Genomic DNA, 18,267 nt, shown 5'->3' on the forward strand with positions numbered 1-18,267 from the left:
CTTGGCGGACACGGCATCGCTATGGCATGGACAGGCCGATGAGCAAACGCGTCCCTGCCACCCCCGTTACCAAACGCACCGAGCCGGAAAAGCCGCGCGGTGGGCGTGCGCGCTCGGTGGCAGAATTGCTGCCCGATGCCGGGCGCGCGGCGTTTCGCCGCTTTGGCTTCGTGCAGAGCGCGGTGGTGAGCCGCTGGGGCGAGATTGTCGGCCCGCGCTATGCCGGGGTGTCAGCCCCCGAATCGATCAAATTTCCGCATGGGCAGCGCACTGGCGGCACGCTGAGCCTGGTCGTGCGCGGCGCCCATGCGACGATGATGCAGCATATTGCGCCCGAAATCGTCGAGCGGGTCAATCGCTTCTTTGGCTATGAGGCGATCGTGCGCGTGCAGATCCGCCAGGGCGATGTGCCCGCCCCCGCGCCGCGCGCAGCACCGCCGTCGCTGCGGCCAGTACCGGTTGAACTGGGCGCGAGCTTGCGCACAATTGCCGATCCGGAATTGAAGGCGGTGCTGGAAGCACTGGCCGCAGGTGTCGCGGCGACGCGCGGCGCGCCGGTTGTGGGTGGGAGTGAAGGATGAACATGCGGTGGATGCTGGCGGCAATGGCGTTGGCCGTGGGCGCAGCCCCGTTGGCGCAGGCGGCCCCTGTCAAGAAAGCGGCGACGCCCCGCGCGCACGCGAAGGTCGCGTGGGTCGATACGATCGTCGCGACGCCCGAGGGTGGGGTACGGATCGGCAATCCCAACGCCAAGGTTAAGCTGGTCGAATATGGATCCCGCACGTGCCCGCACTGCGCGTTGTTCGATGCGGAAGGTGTGCCCGCGCTGCGGACCGGTTACATCGCGACGGGGCAATTGAGCTACGAATTCCGCGATTTCCCCATTCACGGCGCGCTCGATGTCGGGCCGATCTTGCTTGGCCATTGCGTGCCGGTGCGCGCCTTTTTTCCGGTGCTCGATGCGATGATGGCCAACCAGCAGGCGCTGGTCGGGCGACCGGAGCAAGTGCCCGCCGACAAGCAGCAGCAATTGCAGGGGGCCAAGCCCGCCGTGATCGCCGCGTATCTCGCCAAATTTTACGGCTATACCGATCTCGTGGTGAAAAAGGGCCTTCCGCTGGCCAAAGCCAATGCGTGTCTGGCCGACACCAAGGCGATTGACCGCGTCGCGCAGCAGGCTGAGGTCGCCAATAAGAGCTATGCGGTCAACAGCACGCCGACCTTCCTCATCAACGGTGCCGCGCAGGCCAACGCCTTCAGTTGGTCGGCGCTGGAGCCACTCGTGCGCGCCGCCGTCGCCAAATAACCTCGCATTTCCCCAAGGAGCTTTTTGATGACCCCTCGTATCGCGTTTGCCCTGCTCGCCGCTGTTTCGCTTGCATCCTGCGGCGGGGGCGGTTCTGCGGGCGGCAACAGTGTCGCTGCGGCACCGGTTGCGGCCAAGGCGGCACCCGCCGGGCAGAACTGGACCGAGATCGTTTCCAAGACGCCCGAGGGAGGTTACCGCATGGGCAATCCCGATGCACCGATCAAGCTGATCGAATATGGCTCGCGCACGTGCCCGACTTGCGGTGCGTTCGGCCAGACCGGGCAGAAGCCGTTGACCGAGCAATATGTCGCCACCGGCAAGGTGTCCTATGAATTCCGCGATTATCTGGTGCACGGCCAGCCCGATTTCGCGCCGAGCCTGCTTGGGCGCTGCGTCGATCCGTCGGCATTCTTCCCGCTGCTCGAAGCCATGTATGTAAGCCAGCCGCAATTCGAGGCAAAGCTTGCCGATCAAGCCGCGACCAACGCGGTGCAGGCGCAATTGCAAGGCAAGACGCCGAGCCAGGCTGCGGCGGCGTGGGGCGATTATCTCGGCTACGTCGATTTCGTGAAGCAGCGCGGCATTCCTGAAGCCAAGGCGCGCGCCTGCATCGCCGATGCCAAGGCGCTCGACGAGCTGATCGGCTTGATGAGCAAGGGTGACGGCGCGAGCGTTACGGGCACGCCGACCTTCATCCTCAACGGCACCAAGGTTGAGGGCGTATCGTGGCCCGATGTCGAGGCGGCGTTGAAGCGCGCGGGGGCGTAAGGTCGCGCGTCCCGGTTAAAGGCAGGTCCGTTCGGGCTGAGCCTGTCGAAGCCCCGCCCACCGCACGCGCGGGTGGGTGGGGCGAGGGGCCCTTCGACAGGCTCCGGGCGAACGGAAGTGAGGTTTTTGTAGAACCGTCATCCACTCCAGCCGCAGGGGGGGCTTTGAATGCAGATCAAGCGTCTCCGCCTGTCGGGCTTCAAAAGCTTCGTCGACGCGGCTGACCTGCGGATCGAGCCGGGGCTGACCGGGATTGTCGGCCCCAATGGCTGCGGCAAATCCAATCTGCTGGAGGCGCTGCGCTGGACGATGGGGGAGACCTCGGCGCGCTCGCTGCGCGGGGCGGGGATGGACGACGTCATCTTCGCGGGCACCAACACGCGGCCCGCGCGCGATTTTGCCGAAGTTTCGATGCTGATCGAAAGTGCCGGTGAGGAAAGCGAAGTCGTCCGCCGGATCGAACGCGGCGCGGGCTCGGCCTATCGGATCGACGGGCGGGATGTGCGCGCCAAGGACGTGGCGCTGCTGTTCGCGGATTCGGCGACGGGGGCGCATTCGCCCGCTTTGGTCAGCCAGGGGCGGATCGGCGCGATCATCGCGGCCAAGCCCGCCGAGCGCCGCGCGATGCTGGAGGAAGCCGCCGGGATTGCCGGGCTGCACGTCCGCCGCAAGGATGCCGAGCAGAAATTGCGCGCGACCGAGGCCAATCTCGCGCGGCTCGATGAGTTGATCGCCGATCAGGACGGCCGCGCCAATGCGCTACGGCGGCAGGCGCGGCAGGCGGAGCGCTATCGCGCTTTGTCCGAGCAGATCCGCGTGGCGGAAGCGCGGATGATCTTTGCACGCTGGCGCGACGCACAAAATGCCGCCGATGCCGCCAAGGCCGAGGCGGCGAGGTGCGAGGCGCGTGTCGCCGAGGCAGGCGAGGCGCAGCGCGCGGCGGCGGCCTATGCGCTGGCCGCGACCGAGGCGCTGGCGCGCGCGCGGGGGCAAGCACAGGCGCTGCGCGAGGCGGCGAGCGAGGCAGGGCACAAGCTCGGCGGCTTGCGCGGCGAGCAGGCGGCGGCGGTGCGGCGGACGCAGGAGCTGGCGGCGGCGCGCCTCCGGCTGGCCGAGGACCGTGCGCGCGAGGGATCGCTCGCCAGCGATGCCGCCGAGGCGATCGCGCGGTTGGTCGAAGAGAGCAAGGCGCTGGAGGCACGACTGGCCGAGGCGACCGCGCGCATCCCCAAGCTGGAGACGCGGCTGAGCGAGGCCGAACGCGCCGGGCGCGACGCCGAAGTGGCGCTGGCGCAAGCGCTGGCGGCACAAGCGACCGAGCTGGCCGATGCGCGCGTGGCCGAAGCGGCATTGGCCGCCGCGCGGGTGCGGGCCGAGCGCAGCGCGCGTGACCTGGCGCGGGTGACGGCGGAGAGCGCGGCGTTGGGCGATACCGCGCCGCTGATCGCCGAGCGTGCCGAGGCGGCGGCGGCGCGCGCGCAGGCGGTGCAGCATGGTGAGGATGCGCGCGCTTCTTTGACCCGCGCCGATGCCGACGAACGCGGCGCGCGCGATCAGCGTGACCGGGCGCAAGCCGCGCGCGCGGGCGCGCATGCCGATCTGGCGGCGCTCGACAGCGAAGCGACCGCGCTGACCAAGGCGACGCGGCGCGAGGGGCGCGAACGGCTGCTCGACCGGTTGCAGCCCGAGGCGGGCTATGAACGCGCGCTGGCGGCGGCGCTGGGCGATGATCTGGAGGCTGGGCTCGATCCGGCGGGCGAGCGGTTCTGGGCGGGGGCCGACATTGCGCCGGGCGATCCGGGTGCGCCGGAGGGGACGGTGCCGCTGGGGCAGCACGTCGCGGCTCCGGCGGCGCTGGCGCGGCGGCTGGCGCAGGTGTTCGTGGCGGAACGTGACGACGGCGGGCCGCTTGCGGTCGGGCAGCGGCTGGTGACGCTGGCGGGGGTGTTGCGGCGCTGGGATGGCTATGTCGCCAAATCGGGCGGCGCGGCGGCGGCGGAGCGGCTCGAACGCATGAACCGGCTGCGCGCGATCGAGGCGGCGCGCCCGGCGGCGGTGCGCGCGGTCGAGGCGGCGGATGGCGAACTCGCGCGGATCGACGCGGCGATTACCGTGGCGCGATCGGTAGCAGTAGCGGCGCGGCGCTTGCTGGAAAGCGCCGAAACGCGCGCGCGCGATGCGGCGCGCGCCGAAGATCGCGCGGCGGCGGCGATCGAGCGGATCGAGGCGCAGCGGGCCGATCTGGCGGCGCGGCGGCAGCGCATCGTCGCCGACCATGAAGAAGCCGAGGCCGAAGTGACGCGTGCGGCGGCGGTGCAGGCGGCGCTGCCCGATGGCAGCGCGACGCGTGAACGGGTGCGCGCGCTGTCGGGCGAGGCGGAAGCGCGCCGTACCGCCATCGCCACCGCGCGTGCGGATCGCGCCGGGCTCGACCGGGATGTCGGCAGCGCGCGCGAGCGCGTGGCCGGGATGAGCGCTGAGGCGAAAAGCTGGCGCGCGCGGGCAGGCGAAGCGGCGCGGCGGATCGCCGAGATGGACAAGCGCGACGGCGACCTTGCCGCCGAAGCGCAGGCGCTGGTCGGGCGGCCCGAGGCGCTCGCGGCAGATATCGTGGCGCTGGAGGAGGCCCATGCGGCGGCGCGCGCCGAAGCCGATGCCGCTGCCACCGCCGAACGGGCTGCCGAAGCGGCGCTCCGCGCAACCGAAGCGCAAGCCAGCGCCGCCGCCGAAGCGCTCGCACAAGCGCGCGAAGCCCGCGCCGGGGCGGCGGCGCGCGCGGAAAATCAGGAATTGCGCCGCGTCGAGATGAACCGCCTGTCGGGCGAACGCTTCCAATGCCCGTCGGTGTTGCTGCCCGAACGCGTCGGTTTCGATGGTCAGACGGTGCGCGCGCCGGGCGAGGAATCGGGGGCTCACGAGAAATTGATGGTCGATCGCGAACGGATCGGCCCGGTCAATCTGGTCGCGGAAACCGAGCTGGCCGAGCTCGAAGCCGCATCCAAGGGCAATGCCGCCGAACGTGAAGAATTGGGATTGGCGGTCAACCGCCTGCGCGGGTCGATCGGCACGCTCAACCGCGAGGGACGGCAGCGGCTGATGGCGGCGTTCGAGGCGGTTGACGGCCATTTCCGGCGCTTGTTCACGACGCTGTTTAATGGCGGGCAGGCGCATCTCGAACTGGTCGATTCGGATGATCCGCTGGAGGCCGGGCTCGAGATCATGGCGCAACCGCCGGGCAAGAAGCTGCAATCGCTGACGCTGCTATCGGGCGGCGAACAGGCGCTGACCGCCGTCGCACTGATTTTCGGACTGTTCCTGACCAATCCCGCGCCGATTTGCGTGCTCGACGAAGTCGATGCGCCGCTGGACGATGCCAATATCGAACGCTTTTGCGGGTTGCTGGATGCGATGACGCGCGAAACGCAGACGCGCTATCTGATCGTGACGCACAATGCCGTGACGATGAGCCGGATGCACCGGCTGTTTGGCGTGACGATGGTCGAACAAGGCGTCAGCCGCCTCGTGTCGGTGGATCTCGGCGGCGCGGAATCGCTCCTCGCCGCCGAATGATGCCCGTTTAGCGGCAGCGCTTCTTGGCGGTGATCGAACGATCGATCGCGCGCCCGCCGAGCGCACCGCCAACCCCGCCTGCCACCGTACCGAGCACCCCGCCGCCAAGCGCATTGCCGACCAATGCGCCGCCCACGCCACCGGCGACCAGCCCGGTCGTGCCCGACGAATGGCGACAGCGCGTGTAATGGCGGCTCGATTTGCCGTAATAACGGTGCTTCTTCGCTTCGGCTTTGTCGATCGGCAGGGCTATCGTCACCGGCACGACGAGCGAGGCGGCGGCGAGGCTGAGGAAGAAAGAGCGCATGATTGGGTCCCCTATGATTCTTGTACGGGTGTGATTCTTGTGCGGGCGTAACGTTCCGTGTGCGCAAGGGTTGCATTGGATTGCGGCGAAGCGAGCGCCCGGTGCGGTTTATAGCGGTAGACTGGGTTGCTCGTCATCTGTCGGCGCATCGACAATACCCGAAAGCGTCAGGCCAATCAGGCGGACCCCCAGCGGCACCGGAAGTTGCGCATCAAGCAGCGTCAGGCCGCTTGCGAAAAACGTTTCGCGATCGAACACGCCATGCGCGAGCGAGCGTGCGCGCGTGATCGTGCGGAAATCGGAGAAGCGCAGCTTCAGCGTCACGGTGCGACCGCGCGCCTGGTGGCGGTCGATGCGTACCCAGGCCGCTTCGCCGACCCGGTCGAGCGCGGCGTGCAGGTCGGCTGGCGCGGACAGGTCGGTTTCGAAGGTGCGCTCGGCCCCGACCGATTTGGTTGGGCGATGGCTGCGCACCGGGCGATGGTCGAGCCCGCGCGCTGCACCATAGAGATAGTCGGCATGGCTGCCGAAATGCGCCTGGAGGAAGGCAAGCGGCCGCTCGCGCAGGTCGGCCCCGCTTTCGATGCCGAGCGCCGCCATTCGCGCCGCCGTCACTGGCCCGACGCCGTGGAAGCGCTTGACCGGCAGGCTCGCCACGAACGCCGCGCCGTGGCGAGGCGAGATGACGCACAGGCCATCGGGCTTGTTCTGGTCGGATGCGAGCTTGGCGATGAACTTGTTGTAGCTGACCCCGGCTGAGGCGGTGAGCCCGGTCTCGGCCTTGATCCGCGCGCGGATTTGTTCGGCGATGGCGCGCGCCGAGCCGAGATGGTGGCGGTCTTCGGTCACGTCGAGATAGGCTTCGTCGAGCGAGAGCGGTTCGACCAGATCGGTATAATCCTCGAAAATCGCGCGAATCTGCGCGGAGACCGCGCGATACGCTTCGAAACGGGGCGGCACGAATACCAGATCGGGGCAGCGGCGAAGGGCTGTGACCGAGGGCATGGCCGAGCGCACCCCGAAGGCGCGCGCCTCATAACTGGCGGCGGCGACCACGCCGCGCGCGCGTGATCCGCCGACCGCGACCGGGCGGCCCCGCAGTGTCGGGTCATCGCGCTGTTCGACCGACGCGAAAAAGGCGTCCATGTCGATATGGATGATCTTGCGCTGGGGCGGGGTGTCGGCGGAATCGGCCATGCAACACTCTGATAGCCGCAGCAGGAGAAGGTGGGGAGTTTCTGTTGCTCGGTACTCCCCGGACCGCCGGTGTCTGCTTCTGTTGCCCGGTGCAGCCCGAACCGCGTTCTTTTGGGGTAACCTAGGCCGTTAGGCCTTTAGTTACGCCGCAATCGCGAGTGCTTCGTTATCGTTAGCACTTGTGGTTTTGAGCCTTTTGCAGGTTACTCAGCCCGGGCAAAAACAGCGCCTTTCAACACACGTCGATCCTGGTTCGACCCCGTCAGAGCCCCTCCGGCAAGAGGGGTTTTGGTGGAGTCGCCGGGTACTGCCCCCGGGTCCGCTGCATCTAGTCTACGCTGCACTTTATCACCATAGCCGGGCGAACCCGGCACCCGCGATATAGGCAGGGCCCGGCGCAATGAAAAGGCCCGGTTTTACGCCATGTGCCTTTCACTCGCCACAAATCGGGTGCATGGGGTATAGTATCATGTTGACGCAACGTTCTCGCTACGCGCTCCGCGCGATGATGTTCCTGGCCGAAGCACCCCCCGGTGGGCCGCCCATCCCGATGAACCGGATCGCCACCGAAGCGAACGTGCCGCGCAAATTTCTTGAGCTGATCCTGGCTGATTTGCGCGAAGCGGGCTTCCTGCACAGCCATCGCGGCAAATTGGGCGGCTATTGCCTGTCGCGCCCGCCGCACCTCATTTCCCTGGGCGAGATCATCCGCGTGATCGAAGGGCCGCTGGCGTTGGTGCCGTGTGTCAGTCGTACCGCCTATCGCTCATGCAAGGATTGCAAGGACGAGGCGAGTTGCGCGATCCGCCATGCAATGATGCGCGTGCGCGACGAAACCGCCCGGATTCTCGACGGCACCAGCCTGGCGGATTCGGTTGCGGAGCATTTGGTCGCCGCCTGACCGCGCTTACGCGAATAACGCCTTGGAGCTTCGGCGGCCAATCCCCAAACCCGTTCACCCTGAGCCTGTCGAAGGGCGTTCCACGCGAGCGGCTCGCGTGGAAGGGCTTCGACAGGCTCAGGGTGAACGGAATATACGGTAAGCGCGAGCCCCCCTCAGCGCCGTTTCAATTCATCGCGAATTTCGCGCAACAGCGTGATGTCGGCGGGTTCAACCGGCTCTGCGGGTGCTTCGGGGGGCTTGGGCATCAGCCGGTTCACCGCGCGCACCAGCAGGAAGATGATGAAGGCGACGATCAGGAAGTTGACCGCCGCCGTTACGAACGCGCCATAGCCGAACAGCGGCACGCCAGCCTTTTTCAGCGCGGTATAGTCCGACGATCCGGCGAGTGCGGGCGGCACCTTGCCCAACACCACGAAATAGCTCGAAAAATCGAGCCCGCCGAATATCTTGCCGATCACCGGCATGATGACGTCATCGGTCAACGAGGTGACGATCTTGCCGAACGCCCCACCGATGATGACCGCGACGGCCAGGTCCAGCACGTTGCCGCGCGCGATGAATGCCTTGAACTCCTTGAACATGGAGCCTCCTGATCCGATTTCGTTTCTCGCGGCCATGCTACCCCGCTATCATGGCGGCGCAAGGCCTGGAGGAAACAAGACCATGAAGTATCGCACTCTGATCGCATTCGTCGGCGCGTTCGCGCTGGCCGGTTGCGGCCTGAACAGCGTGCCGACGGCGGAAGAGAACGCCAAGGCGAAATGGGCCGATGTCGAAAATTACTATCAACGCCGCGCCGACCTGATCCCCAATCTGGTGGCAACGGTGAAGGCGGCGGGCGCCCAGGAAAAATCGATCCTGGTCGAAGTGACGCAAGCACGCGCCTCGGCTTCGCAGGTGAAGGTGTCGGGCGCGGACTTGAACGATCCGGCCAAGGTTGCGGCGTATGAAAAGGCGCAAGCCGGTCTCACATTGTCGCTGCAGCGGCTGCAGGAGGCCTATCCCGAGCTGAAGAGCCAGGGCAATTACGCCACGCTGCTGGACCAGCTCGAGGGCACCGAAAACCGCATCTCGACCGCGCGCCACGATTATAACGAAGCGGTGCAGGCGTATAACACGACGATCCGCACCTTCCCCGACGCAATCGGCGCGAAGGTGTTTTACGGGGCCAAGCCGCTGGTGCCGTTCAAGGCGACAACGCCGGGGGCGGACGTGGCACCGAAGGTCAATTTCGGCAACTCGAACTAAGTTACCGGGCCGGAGGCCCCAAGCCGATGCGCCTGATTCAGGCAATGCTCGCGATGCTGGTCGCGCTGCTGCTGGGGGTTAGCCCGGCGGCAGCGCAGACCTATCCCAAATTTACCGGGCTGGTGGTGGATGCCGCCAACGTGTTGCCGCCCGCGACCAAGGCCAATCTGACGGCCAAATTGGAAGCGCTGCAGAAGGACACCAAGCGGCAATTGGTGGTCGCGACGATCCCCGATCTGCAGGGACGCGAGATCGAGGAATATGGCGTCGCGCTTGGGCGGGCGTGGGGCGTGGGCCTGAAAGGCGCCAATAATGGCGCGATCCTGTTCATTGCCCCCAACGCGCCCAAGGGACATCGCGGACCACGGCTTGAGGTTGGCTATAGCCTCGAACCGATCCTGACCGATGCCTTTGCGGGTACGATGATCCGTGAAACGATGATGCCCAAGCTCACGCAATCGGGCGACATTGCAGGCGCAATGGAAGCGGGCACCGACGCGGTGATCGCGCAACTGCGCGCCTCGCCCGAAGAAGCCCAGGCGAATGTCGATGCGGCGGCGGCGAAGTTCGACAAGGTGCATCGGCGCAGCCGTGCCGGCAGTGGCGGCGGGATTCCGTTCGGCGTCATCATGATCCTGTTCGTGATCGGCTTTATCGTGCTGTCGAGTTTGCGGCGCGGGCGGCGCGGGCAGCAATATCGCAGCGGTGTCGCTCCCGCAGTGCTGTGGGGGTCAGGTCTCGGCAGTGGCTGGGGAAGCGGTTGGGGCGGCGGCTGGGGTGGTGGTTCCGGCGGCAGCTTTGGCGGTTTTGGCGGTGGCGGCGGCGGCTCTAGCGGTGGCGGTTCAGACGGAAGCTGGGGCGGCGGTGGTTTCACTGGCGGCGGCGGCGGTGATTTCGGCGGCGGTGGCGCTTCGGGGGATTGGTGATGGCGGGAACGGCACGGCTGACGCCAGAGGATCATGCGCAGGTGCTGGCCGCCGTGGCGCGCGCCGAAGCGGGGACTGACGGCGAAATCGTCACGATCGTGACCGAGCGTTCGGACAGTTACCACGATGCGGCACTGCATTATGCGATCGCGGCGATGCTGATCGTGCTCGCGCTGGCGGCGATCGATCCGCTGGCGATCGAGACCTGGTTGAGCGGCTTTACCGCCGGGTGGGACGATGCGCCCGATCCACGTTTGCTGTTGGGCGTGATTCTGGCGGCGCAAGCGCTGGTGTTCCTGATCGTGCGGTTCGCGCTGGCCTATATGCCGCTGCGGCTGGCACTGGTGCCCAAGGCGACGCGCGCGCGGCGGGTGCGCCGTCGGGCGATCCAATATTTCAAGGTCGGTGCCGAACGCCGCACCACCGCGCGCGTCGGCATCCTGCTCTATCTGTCGCGCGATGAACGCATGGCTGAGATTGCCGCCGACGCGGCGATCCACCGTGCCGTCCCGGCCGAGCGCTGGGGTGATGCGATGGCGGCGTTGGTCGCCGAAACGCGCGGCGGAAGGCCGGGGGCGGGCATGGCGGCGGCGGTCGAGCGGATCGGCGCGATCCTCTCGGAAACCTTCCCCAAAACAGCGGACGACCGCAACGAACTCCCGGACAGGCTGATCGAACTATGAGTGCTGACGTCGTTTGGGAAGGCAAGTACATCAAGGTTTTGAAGGACGGCACGTGGGAATATGTGTCGCGCGCGCGTGGCATTCAGGCGGCGGTGATTCTGGCGGTCGAGGACGGGCACGTCCTGCTGGTCGAGCAATATCGCGTGCCGCTGGGCAAACGCTGTCTGGAGCTTCCCGCCGGGCTGGTTGGCGACGAGGAGGCAGGCGAGAGCGTCGAAACCTCCGCCGCGCGCGAGCTGGAAGAGGAAACCGGGTATCGCCCGCGCGTGATCGAGCCGCTTGGCTTTTTCCATTCCTCGCCCGGCATGGTGTCGGAAGGCTTTACGCTGGTGCGCGCGACCGGGCTGGAGCGCGTTGGCGCGGGCGGCGGGCATGAAGGGGAGAATATCACCGTGCTGCGCGTGCCGGTCGCGGAAATTGCCCCGCTGGTCGCCGCCAAGCGCGCCGAGGGCGTGGCGATCGACGTGAAGCTGCTGCTCTTGCTCGGCGCGGGGATGCTGGCGGGGTAACCGCCGCGCCCAGCGCTTAGCGGAAGTTGTCGGCGTAGCTTTGCAGCTTCAGCGTGCGCGCGGGCGCAGGGATAACGGTGAAGGCCAGCCCTTCGCGCTCGGCATAAGCGACCGCCGCGTCCTGCGTCGGGAAGGTGAGGCGCAACTGGTCGCGCGTGTCGCCCGAACCGGCCCAACCCGTCAGCGGGTCGGGCTGCTTGGCCTCGGCGGGAGCGAAGTCCAGCACCCACAAGGTGGTGCGCGCACGGCCCGACGACATGGAATTCTTCGGGCGCTGATAGATTCGGGCGATCGACATGGCGCCTCCTTACCGTGCTTCTTTCGCGCGCGCATCTGCGTTTTTCGTGCGCAGCGTTGCATTGGCCGATGCGGGGTCATCGGGCCAGGGGTGGCGGGGATAGCGCCCGCGCATTTCCTTGGCGACGGCGGCCCAACTGCCCGCCCAAAACCCCGGCAAATCGCGCGTCGTCTGGATCGGGCGGCCGGCGGGCGAGGTGAGGCTCAGCACCAAGGGAACCTGCCCGCCCGCGATCATCGGATGCGCGGCGAGGCCGAACAGCGCCTGCGGGCGCAAGTCTACGCGCGGCCCGCCTTCGGCATCATAATCGATCGGGTGGCTGCTTCCGGCGGGGCTGGTGAAATGGGTGGGGGCGAGGCGGTCGATCGTCTTGAGCGCGTCCCAGCCGATCAGCGCGCGGAGTGCATCGGTCAGCGCGCCCGAGTCGATCGCATCAAGCCGCCGCTTGCCGACGAACAAGGGCGTCAGCCATTCATCGGCGCGCGCGAGCAGGGCGGCGTCATCGAGCATGAGTTCCGCGCCACCATGCTCCTGCGCAAAGGCGGCGCGGTGACGCAGCGCGAGCGCCGTGTCGCTCCACGGCAATAGCGCGAGGCCGTGGGCGTGGACACCCGCCAGCAAGGCGGCGGTGATCGCGTCAGGATCGGCCTGCGCATCGGGGCCGCTCGACAGCCGCAACGCGCCGAGGCGGCGGTCGCGCGTGGTTTGCACGCCCCCCGTCGTGGGATCGAAGCTGACGGTGCGGTGCGTGGCGATCGACTCGCCGAACAGCGCCTCGATCGTCGGCAAATCGATCGCGGCGGCGGAGAGGATGCGTGCGCCGGATGCCATCCCTTGCGTTTCGGCCACCGCCAGCCATTCCTCGCGGGCAAGGGCACTGGCTGGATCGAGCTTGAAACCACGCCCGCCGACCGACGCCCAGGTTTCGCCCGAGCCATCGCGGCGACGCGCGATGCGATCGGGGAAAGCGAGCGCGATGGCGGTGGCCTCTCCACCCCTCCCGCTTGCGGGAGGGGGCGGGGGAGGGGCTGTGGGGCGAGCGGCGGGGGCTTTATTCCCTCCCCCAGCCCCTCCCGCAAGCGCGAGGGGAGCGAGATTCGTCCACCGTTTCGCCAGTTTGCGCCCGGCGTCCGCACGCGCGCCGCGTTCGCCGCGCCAGCGACGGCGGCGGGATTCGAGGTCGACATCGTTGCCGCCAAGCCCACGTTCGTCGAGCAGCACGGCAATCTCAGCTGCGACATCTGCCAGCCCGAGTTCGCCCGCGCGCACCAGCATGTGGCCAAGGCGCGGGGCCAGCGGCAGGCGGGCAATGGCGTGGCCGTGCGGCGTCGGGCGGCCATCGGCATCGAGCGCCTCCAGCGTGCGCAAGCGCGTGCGCGCTTCCTGCACGGCGGCTTCGGGCGGCGGATCGAGCCAGCGCAAAGCACGCGGATCGGCGACGCCCCATAAGGCGCAGTCGAGCGTCAGCGCCGACAGATCGGCCTCCAGAATTTCGGGCGGATCGAAGCGCGGCAGGCCAGCGGTCGCGGCTTCTTCCCACAGGCGATAGGCGGTGCCGGGCTGCTGCCGCGCGGCGCGCCCGGCACGCTGCGTGACGGCGGCTTGGCTCGCGCGTTCGGTCACCAGCCGCGTCATCCCCGCCGCGCGATCATAACGCGGGCGGCGGGCGAGGCCCGAATCGACCACGACAGAGATGCCGTCGAGCGTCAGGCTCGTCTCGGCGATCGAGGTCGCCAGCACGACCTTGCGCCGCCCGTGCGGATCGGGCGCGATCGCGGCGCGCTGTGCGGCGGGATCGAGGCTGCCGTGGAGCCGGTGCAGCACGATATCGGGCCCAAGCCCCTCCAGCCGCTCGGCGGTGCGGTCTATCTCGGCAACACCGGGCAGGAAGGCGAGGATGCCGCCCGTTTCCTCGCGCAGCGCCAGCCGGACTGCGGCGGCGACCGAATCCTCGATCCGCGCTTCGGCGGCGCGGCCAAGGTGGCGCAAGCGCAGCGGGTGCATCCGCCCGGCGCTTTCGATGATGGGCGCACCCTCCATCAGGGCGGAAAAGCGCGCGCCGTCGAGCGTTGCCGACATCGCCACCAGCCTGAGATCGGGCCGCAGCGCGCTTTGCGCATCGAGCGCGAGTGCGAGGCCGAAATCGCTGTCGAGGCTGCGTTCATGCACTTCGTCGAACAGCACGGCGGAGACCCCGGCGAGTTCAGGGTCGGCTTGAATACGCGCGACGAAGATGCCCTCGGTCACCACCGTTACGCGCGTCGCCGCCGAGCGCTTTGTATCCATCCGCGTGGCATAGCCGAAGGTTTGACCGACATTTTCTCCGGCGGTGGCGGCCATGCGCTCGGCTGCAGCGCGCGCGGCGAGGCGGCGCGGGGAGAGCAGCAGGATCTCGCCGCTGCACCATTGCTCTTCCAGCAAGGCGGGCGCAACTGCGGTGGTCTTGCCCGCCCCCGGCGGCGCAACCAGCACGGCGTTGGGTGCAGCGCGCAAGTGGCGGAGCAGGTCGGGCAGGACGGCGTGGATGGGCAAAGCGGGCGTCACGCCTCGTTCCTACCGCCATGCGCCGGTTTTGGAACCACCGCATCGTGACGCACGGGTGATATCGCGCGTGCTATAGGGTGAGCTCAGAAACGATTGTGGCCGCCTGCCGACCAATGCAAGGCGTCGGACATTGGGCGGGTGCAAGTCCGATACCGACACGAGCAGATGCGGAGGTTAAAACGCCGCAGTTCTGATATTTCGGTGTTATAGGAACGTCCGCCGATATCGGGCGAACCGGCGTTTCGCGGTAATGTCAGTCGCGTCCGGCTCCTCGATGATCGAACGCTCCCGTGCGCCGGGAGCATTGCTTCTCCGTTTCTGGTGGCGGTCGCTAACGCGGTGTTGAGGCCTCGCACGGAAGGGCGTTGAAGTTTTCGCCCGACTTTATACGAGCACCGGATTGGTTGCCTCAATCGCCTCGCGCTCGGCTTTCGCGCGCAGCAGCACGTATAAAGGCAGATCGTCAGGATTTTGAATTACAATGAATTATCGCCATTCCTTCCATGCCGGCAATAGCGCCGATGTTGTGAAGCACAGCCTGTTGATCGCCCTCGTGCGGGCCCTGCAGCACAAACCGGGCGCGCTGACCCTGATCGACACCCATGCCGGCTGCGGGCTGTACGACCTTGACGGTGAGGAGGCCGGGCGTACCGGCGAGTCCACGCAGGGCGTGCTGCGCGCCTTTGCCGACGCGAATCCCTTGCTGAGCGACTACCGTGCCGCGGTACGGGCGGTGAATGTCGGGGCCGAGCCGCAGCTCTACCCCGGCTCGCCGCGGATTTTGGCGCAGCTTGTGCGCCCGCAGGATTTCCTGATCCTGAACGAAAAACATCCTGAGGACGCCTATACTTTGCGCGGCGTGATGCGCGGCACATCCGCTGCCGTGCATGAGCGCGACGCCTACGAGTTTTGGCTGGCGATGCTGCCGCCCCGCACAGCGCGCGGCGTGGTGGTGGTCGACCCGCCGTATGAACAGCCGGACGAACGCGCCCGTATCACAGCCACCCTTGCCGCCGCGCACCGCAAATGGGCGCATGGCGTGACGGTGATCTGGTATCCGCTGAAAGACCGCGCCACGCATTGGCGGTGGAAGGAGCAGCTACGCACGCTCGGCATCCCGAAATTTCTGTGCGTTGAGCATTGGTTGTACGATGACGATCAGCCCGGCATCTATAATGGTGCGGGCCTTTATATCGTCAACCCGCCTTACGCCTTCACGGAAGGACTGCCGCCTGTGCTGGAAGCTCTCCGTGCCGCGCTGGCGCCCGAGGGGCATAGCGGTGAGATCACAACCGATTGGTTGGGTGGATTAAAATAAATCCTCATCGCTCCCTTCTCTTAAAAAGGAGGCATTGCCGCGCTGCAGGTTGCAAGCACAGCATCTCGCGAGATTCGTGCGGTATCGGAAGGCTGGCAGGTCTGCTTTCTGCGAAAAGCAGTCGATTGCCGAAGGCACCGGGAATGGCAGTTAAGTCCGATAAAGCGGTCAGGCGGCTACTCACCCAATCCCGCCCCTTCGCGGTTTGTGGCCCCGCGCGCTAGTATCTCACGGATTTGAAATGCTAGGCCCGCGCCAGGACATTGGAGACCGACATGGCGGGGCATGGTCATTCCCACGGGCACGGCGATCATCACGGGCACTCGCACGGTCATGGGCATTCCCACGGGCACGGGCACGGGCATAGCCATGCGCCGATGGCGGGGCATGATCGTGCCTTTGCGATCGGCATTGGGTTGAACCTCGCTTTCGTCGTCGGCGAAGCGGTGTTCGGCCTGATCGCGGGTTCGGTCGCGCTGCTGGCGGATGCCGGGCATAATCTATCCGATGTGCTCGGCTTGTGCGCGGCGTGGGCGGCAATTGCGCTGGGGCGGCGCGCGGCGTCGAAGCGCTTCACGTATGGGCTGAAGGGCTCGACGATTCTGGCGGCGTTGCTCAACGCCTTGCTGCTGCTGGTCGCGCTCGGCGCGATCCTGCTTGAGGCGGTGCAGCGGCTGGCGGTGCCCGCGCCGGTGGATGGGCCGACAGTGGCCTGGGTCGCGGGTGCCGGGATTCTGGTCAATGGCGTGACGGCCTTGCTGTTCCTGCGCGGGCGCGAGGGCGACATCAACATTCGCGGTGCCTATCTCCACATGGTGAGCGATGCGATGGTGTCGGCGGGCGTGGTCGTGTCGGGGCTGGTGATTTGGTGGACCGGGCTGACCTGGATCGATCCGGTCGTCAGCATCGTCATCGCGGTGCTGATCTTCCTGCAAACCTGGGGGCTGTTGCGTGAATCGGTCGAAATGGCGCTGGCGGCGGTGCCGCGCAGCATCGATTCGGACAAGGTGTGGGATGCGCTACGCGCGCTGCCGGGCGTGGCGCGCGTCCACCATGTCCATATCTGGCCGATGAGCACGACCGAGACCGTACTGACCGCGCATCTGGTGATACCGGCGGGGCATCCGGGCGACGCCTTTCTGGATACGACGCGCGCGATGTTGAAAAGCCGCTTCGGCATCGGCCACGTGACGTTGCAGGTCGAATTGTCCGAAGTAGCGGCAGGCGATGCCGAACGGCGCGGCTGCTAGAGCCCGGAACGGCGCAGGGCCGTCCGCCATCGCTCAATAAGCGCGCGCGATCGCAAATTCGACGGCTTCGACCATCGCATCCTTGGCCTTGCCATTGGCGAAGATGCCGAGCGCGTCGATCGCGCGCTGGCCGTAATGGCGCGCGCGCGCCAGCGTATCATCAACCGCGCGAGTCGAGCGCACGAGTTCGATCGCGTGGACGAAATCCTCGTCGCGATTGCGATGCCCTTCGATCGCCGCTTTCCAGAACGCCCGATCTTCGGCACCGCCGCGCGCATAAGCAAGAATGACGGGCAACGTCGCCTTGCCCTCGCGGAAATCGTCGCCCGCGTCCTTGCCCATCGTGCCCGCGTCGGACACGTAGTCGATCGCGTCATCGACCAATTGGAATGCGATGCCGAGGTTGCGACCATAGGCATCGAGCGCGAGTTCCTCCGCCTCGGGGCGTTCGGCGACCACCGCCGCGACACGGCAGGCGGCGGCGAACAAGGCCGCCGTCTTCGCGCCGATAATGTCGAGATAGCGTTCTTCGGGAATGTCGACTCGCCGCGCGGCGGTGAGTTGATTGACCTCGCCCTCGGCAATGATCGCGCTTGCCCCCGCCAGGATCGACAACACCTTGAGCGAGCCGTCTTCCACCATCAGCTCGAACGAGCGACTGAACAGGAAATCGCCGACCAGCACGCTGGCGGGGTTACCCCAGATCAGGTTGGCGGTGCGCTTGCCGCGGCGCAGATCCGACCCATCGACCACATCGTCATGCAGCAGCGTGGCGGTGTGGATGAATTCAACCGCTGCGGCCAGCCGGTGATGGCGCGAACCAAGATAGCCGAGCAGCCGCGCACTCGCGAGCGTCAGCATCGGGCGCATACGCTTGCCGCCGCCCGCGATGAGATGGCCTGCAAGTTCCGGGATCAGCGGAATTTCCGACTGCATCCGCGACAAAATGACCGCGTTGACCAGATTGAGGTCACCCGCGACGAGTTGCACCATCGGCTCCAGCGAAGGCTGGGCACGCGAGGAATCAATGCGGTGAATGGTGGCGCTCATCTGCGCTGCGATGTGGCGGGACGGCGCGCTAAAGGCAAGCCTTTCTCGGGTTGCGTCGGGCTGCAAGCGCACGCAAAAGAGCGTCGATGGGCGACAAGGAGCAGACGGTGACCGACGAAACGCTGAACGGATACCGCCAGAGCATCGACAATATCGATGCCGCGCTCGTTTTTCTGCTCGCAGAACGGTTCAAGACGACGCAGGCGGTTGGGCGGTATAAAGCGCAGGCCGGGCTTCCCCCGGCGGACCCCGGTCGCGAGGAGGCGCAAATCGCGCGGTTGCGCGGTCTTGCCCATGACGCCAATCTCGATCCCGATTTCAGCGAGAAATTCCTGCGGTTCATCATCGATGAGGTGATTCGCCACCACGAGCGCGTCCGCGGCTAA

Annotated in this window: 18 protein-coding genes and 1 other RNA gene; 12 read left to right on the forward strand and 7 right to left on the reverse strand. The window is 67.0% G+C overall.

Going from position 1 to position 18,267, the window contains the following annotated elements; genetic code table 11:
• Positions 1 to 26: 26 nt before the first annotated feature.
• The 4 genes from WC704_RS10975 (at position 27) to WC704_RS10990 (ending at position 5,647) form a co-directional block, all read left to right on the forward strand.
• Positions 27 to 581 carry a DUF721 domain-containing protein gene (locus WC704_RS10975; protein WP_372889960.1) on the forward strand — a complete coding sequence of 185 codons (555 nt, stop codon included), beginning with the start codon at positions 27 to 29 and terminating at the stop codon, positions 579 to 581.
• Complete coding sequence (locus WC704_RS10980) at positions 578 to 1,306, forward strand: thioredoxin domain-containing protein (RefSeq protein WP_372889961.1); 729 nt, start codon at positions 578 to 580, stop codon at positions 1,304 to 1,306. The genes WC704_RS10975 and WC704_RS10980 overlap by 4 nt, the downstream gene beginning before the upstream one ends.
• A 27-nt stretch (positions 1,307 to 1,333) precedes the next feature.
• Positions 1,334 to 2,077, forward strand: a complete 744-nt coding sequence (locus tag WC704_RS10985; RefSeq protein WP_372889962.1) for a thioredoxin domain-containing protein — start codon at positions 1,334 to 1,336, stop codon at positions 2,075 to 2,077.
• A 168-nt stretch (positions 2,078 to 2,245) separates the two neighbouring features.
• Positions 2,246 to 5,647, forward strand: coding sequence for a chromosome segregation SMC family protein (locus tag WC704_RS10990; RefSeq protein ID WP_372889963.1), 3,402 nt, complete (start codon positions 2,246 to 2,248; stop codon positions 5,645 to 5,647).
• A 7-nt stretch (positions 5,648 to 5,654) separates the two neighbouring features.
• Here the strand turns inward: WC704_RS10990 and WC704_RS10995 are convergent, their stop codons facing one another.
• The 3 genes from WC704_RS10995 to ssrA form a co-directional block, all read right to left on the reverse strand.
• Entirely contained in the window at positions 5,655 to 5,954 is a 300-nt protein-coding gene (locus WC704_RS10995) for a hypothetical protein (protein ID WP_372889964.1), read from the reverse strand.
• A 108-nt stretch (positions 5,955 to 6,062) separates the two neighbouring features.
• A complete protein-coding gene (dinB, locus tag WC704_RS11000) occupies positions 6,063 to 7,151 on the reverse strand; it encodes a DNA polymerase IV (RefSeq protein WP_372889965.1) in 1,089 nt (362 codons plus the stop codon).
• Between the two features lie 68 nt (positions 7,152 to 7,219).
• Positions 7,220 to 7,562, reverse strand: a transfer-messenger RNA (tmRNA) gene (gene ssrA, locus WC704_RS11005).
• Positions 7,563 to 7,620: 58 nt separating this feature from the next.
• Between ssrA and WC704_RS11010 the strand changes: the two genes are divergently transcribed.
• Entirely contained in the window at positions 7,621 to 8,052 is a 432-nt protein-coding gene (locus tag WC704_RS11010; protein ID WP_372889966.1) for an Rrf2 family transcriptional regulator, read from the forward strand.
• A gap of 155 nt (positions 8,053 to 8,207) precedes the next feature.
• Here the strand turns inward: WC704_RS11010 and mscL are convergent, their stop codons facing one another.
• A complete protein-coding gene (mscL, locus tag WC704_RS11015) occupies positions 8,208 to 8,636 on the reverse strand; it encodes a large conductance mechanosensitive channel protein MscL (RefSeq protein WP_372889967.1) in 429 nt (142 codons plus the stop codon).
• An 82-nt stretch (positions 8,637 to 8,718) separates the two neighbouring features.
• On the opposite strand from mscL, the gene WC704_RS11020 reads away from it, so the two are divergent.
• The 4 genes from WC704_RS11020 to WC704_RS11035 are packed head-to-tail and all read left to right on the forward strand — an operon-like array spanning position 8,719 to position 11,421.
• The gene (locus tag WC704_RS11020; RefSeq protein WP_372889968.1) at positions 8,719 to 9,303 is read left to right on the forward strand and encodes a LemA family protein; all 585 of its coding nucleotides are present in this window, start codon (positions 8,719 to 8,721) and stop codon (positions 9,301 to 9,303) included.
• Between the two features lie 26 nt (positions 9,304 to 9,329).
• Positions 9,330 to 10,229, forward strand: coding sequence for a YgcG family protein (locus WC704_RS11025; RefSeq protein ID WP_372889969.1), 900 nt, complete (start codon positions 9,330 to 9,332; stop codon positions 10,227 to 10,229).
• Positions 10,229 to 10,912: a TPM domain-containing protein gene (locus WC704_RS11030; protein WP_372889970.1), complete on the forward strand. Its 684-nt coding sequence runs from the start codon at positions 10,229 to 10,231 to the stop codon at positions 10,910 to 10,912. Before WC704_RS11025 ends, WC704_RS11030 begins: the two co-directional genes overlap by 1 nt.
• Positions 10,909 to 11,421 (forward strand): NUDIX hydrolase, encoded by a 513-nt coding sequence (locus WC704_RS11035; protein WP_372889971.1) that lies wholly within the window; start codon positions 10,909 to 10,911, stop codon positions 11,419 to 11,421. The genes WC704_RS11030 and WC704_RS11035 overlap by 4 nt, the downstream gene beginning before the upstream one ends.
• Before the next feature lie 16 nt (positions 11,422 to 11,437).
• Here the strand turns inward: WC704_RS11035 and WC704_RS11040 are convergent, their stop codons facing one another.
• Both WC704_RS11040 and hrpB read right to left on the reverse strand, forming a co-directional pair.
• Entirely contained in the window at positions 11,438 to 11,719 is a 282-nt protein-coding gene (locus WC704_RS11040; protein WP_372889972.1) for an ETC complex I subunit, read from the reverse strand.
• A gap of 9 nt (positions 11,720 to 11,728) precedes the next feature.
• Positions 11,729 to 14,263, reverse strand: coding sequence for an ATP-dependent helicase HrpB (hrpB, locus tag WC704_RS11045; RefSeq protein ID WP_372889973.1), 2,535 nt, complete (start codon positions 14,261 to 14,263; stop codon positions 11,729 to 11,731).
• Positions 14,264 to 14,744: 481 nt separating this feature from the next.
• Here hrpB and WC704_RS11050 point away from each other — a divergent pair, with 481 nt between their 5' ends.
• Together WC704_RS11050 and WC704_RS11055 are read left to right on the forward strand one after the other, a co-directional pair.
• Positions 14,745 to 15,581, forward strand: coding sequence for a 23S rRNA (adenine(2030)-N(6))-methyltransferase RlmJ (locus WC704_RS11050; protein WP_372889974.1), 837 nt, complete (start codon positions 14,745 to 14,747; stop codon positions 15,579 to 15,581).
• A 275-nt stretch (positions 15,582 to 15,856) separates the two neighbouring features.
• Complete coding sequence (locus WC704_RS11055; RefSeq protein WP_372889975.1) at positions 15,857 to 16,831, forward strand: cation diffusion facilitator family transporter; 975 nt, start codon at positions 15,857 to 15,859, stop codon at positions 16,829 to 16,831.
• Between the two features lie 33 nt (positions 16,832 to 16,864).
• On the opposite strand, the gene WC704_RS11060 is transcribed toward WC704_RS11055, so the two are convergent.
• On the reverse strand, positions 16,865 to 17,881 hold the full coding sequence (locus tag WC704_RS11060; protein ID WP_372889976.1) for a polyprenyl synthetase family protein: 1,017 nt from the start codon (positions 17,879 to 17,881) through the stop codon (positions 16,865 to 16,867).
• A gap of 86 nt (positions 17,882 to 17,967) precedes the next feature.
• On the opposite strand from WC704_RS11060, the gene WC704_RS11065 reads away from it, so the two are divergent.
• Positions 17,968 to 18,267: a chorismate mutase gene (locus WC704_RS11065; RefSeq protein ID WP_372889977.1), complete on the forward strand. Its 300-nt coding sequence runs from the start codon at positions 17,968 to 17,970 to the stop codon at positions 18,265 to 18,267.

Source organism: Sphingomonas sp., from assembly GCF_041661885.1.
In the GTDB taxonomy this organism is placed as follows: domain Bacteria; phylum Pseudomonadota; class Alphaproteobacteria; order Sphingomonadales; family Sphingomonadaceae; genus Sphingomonas.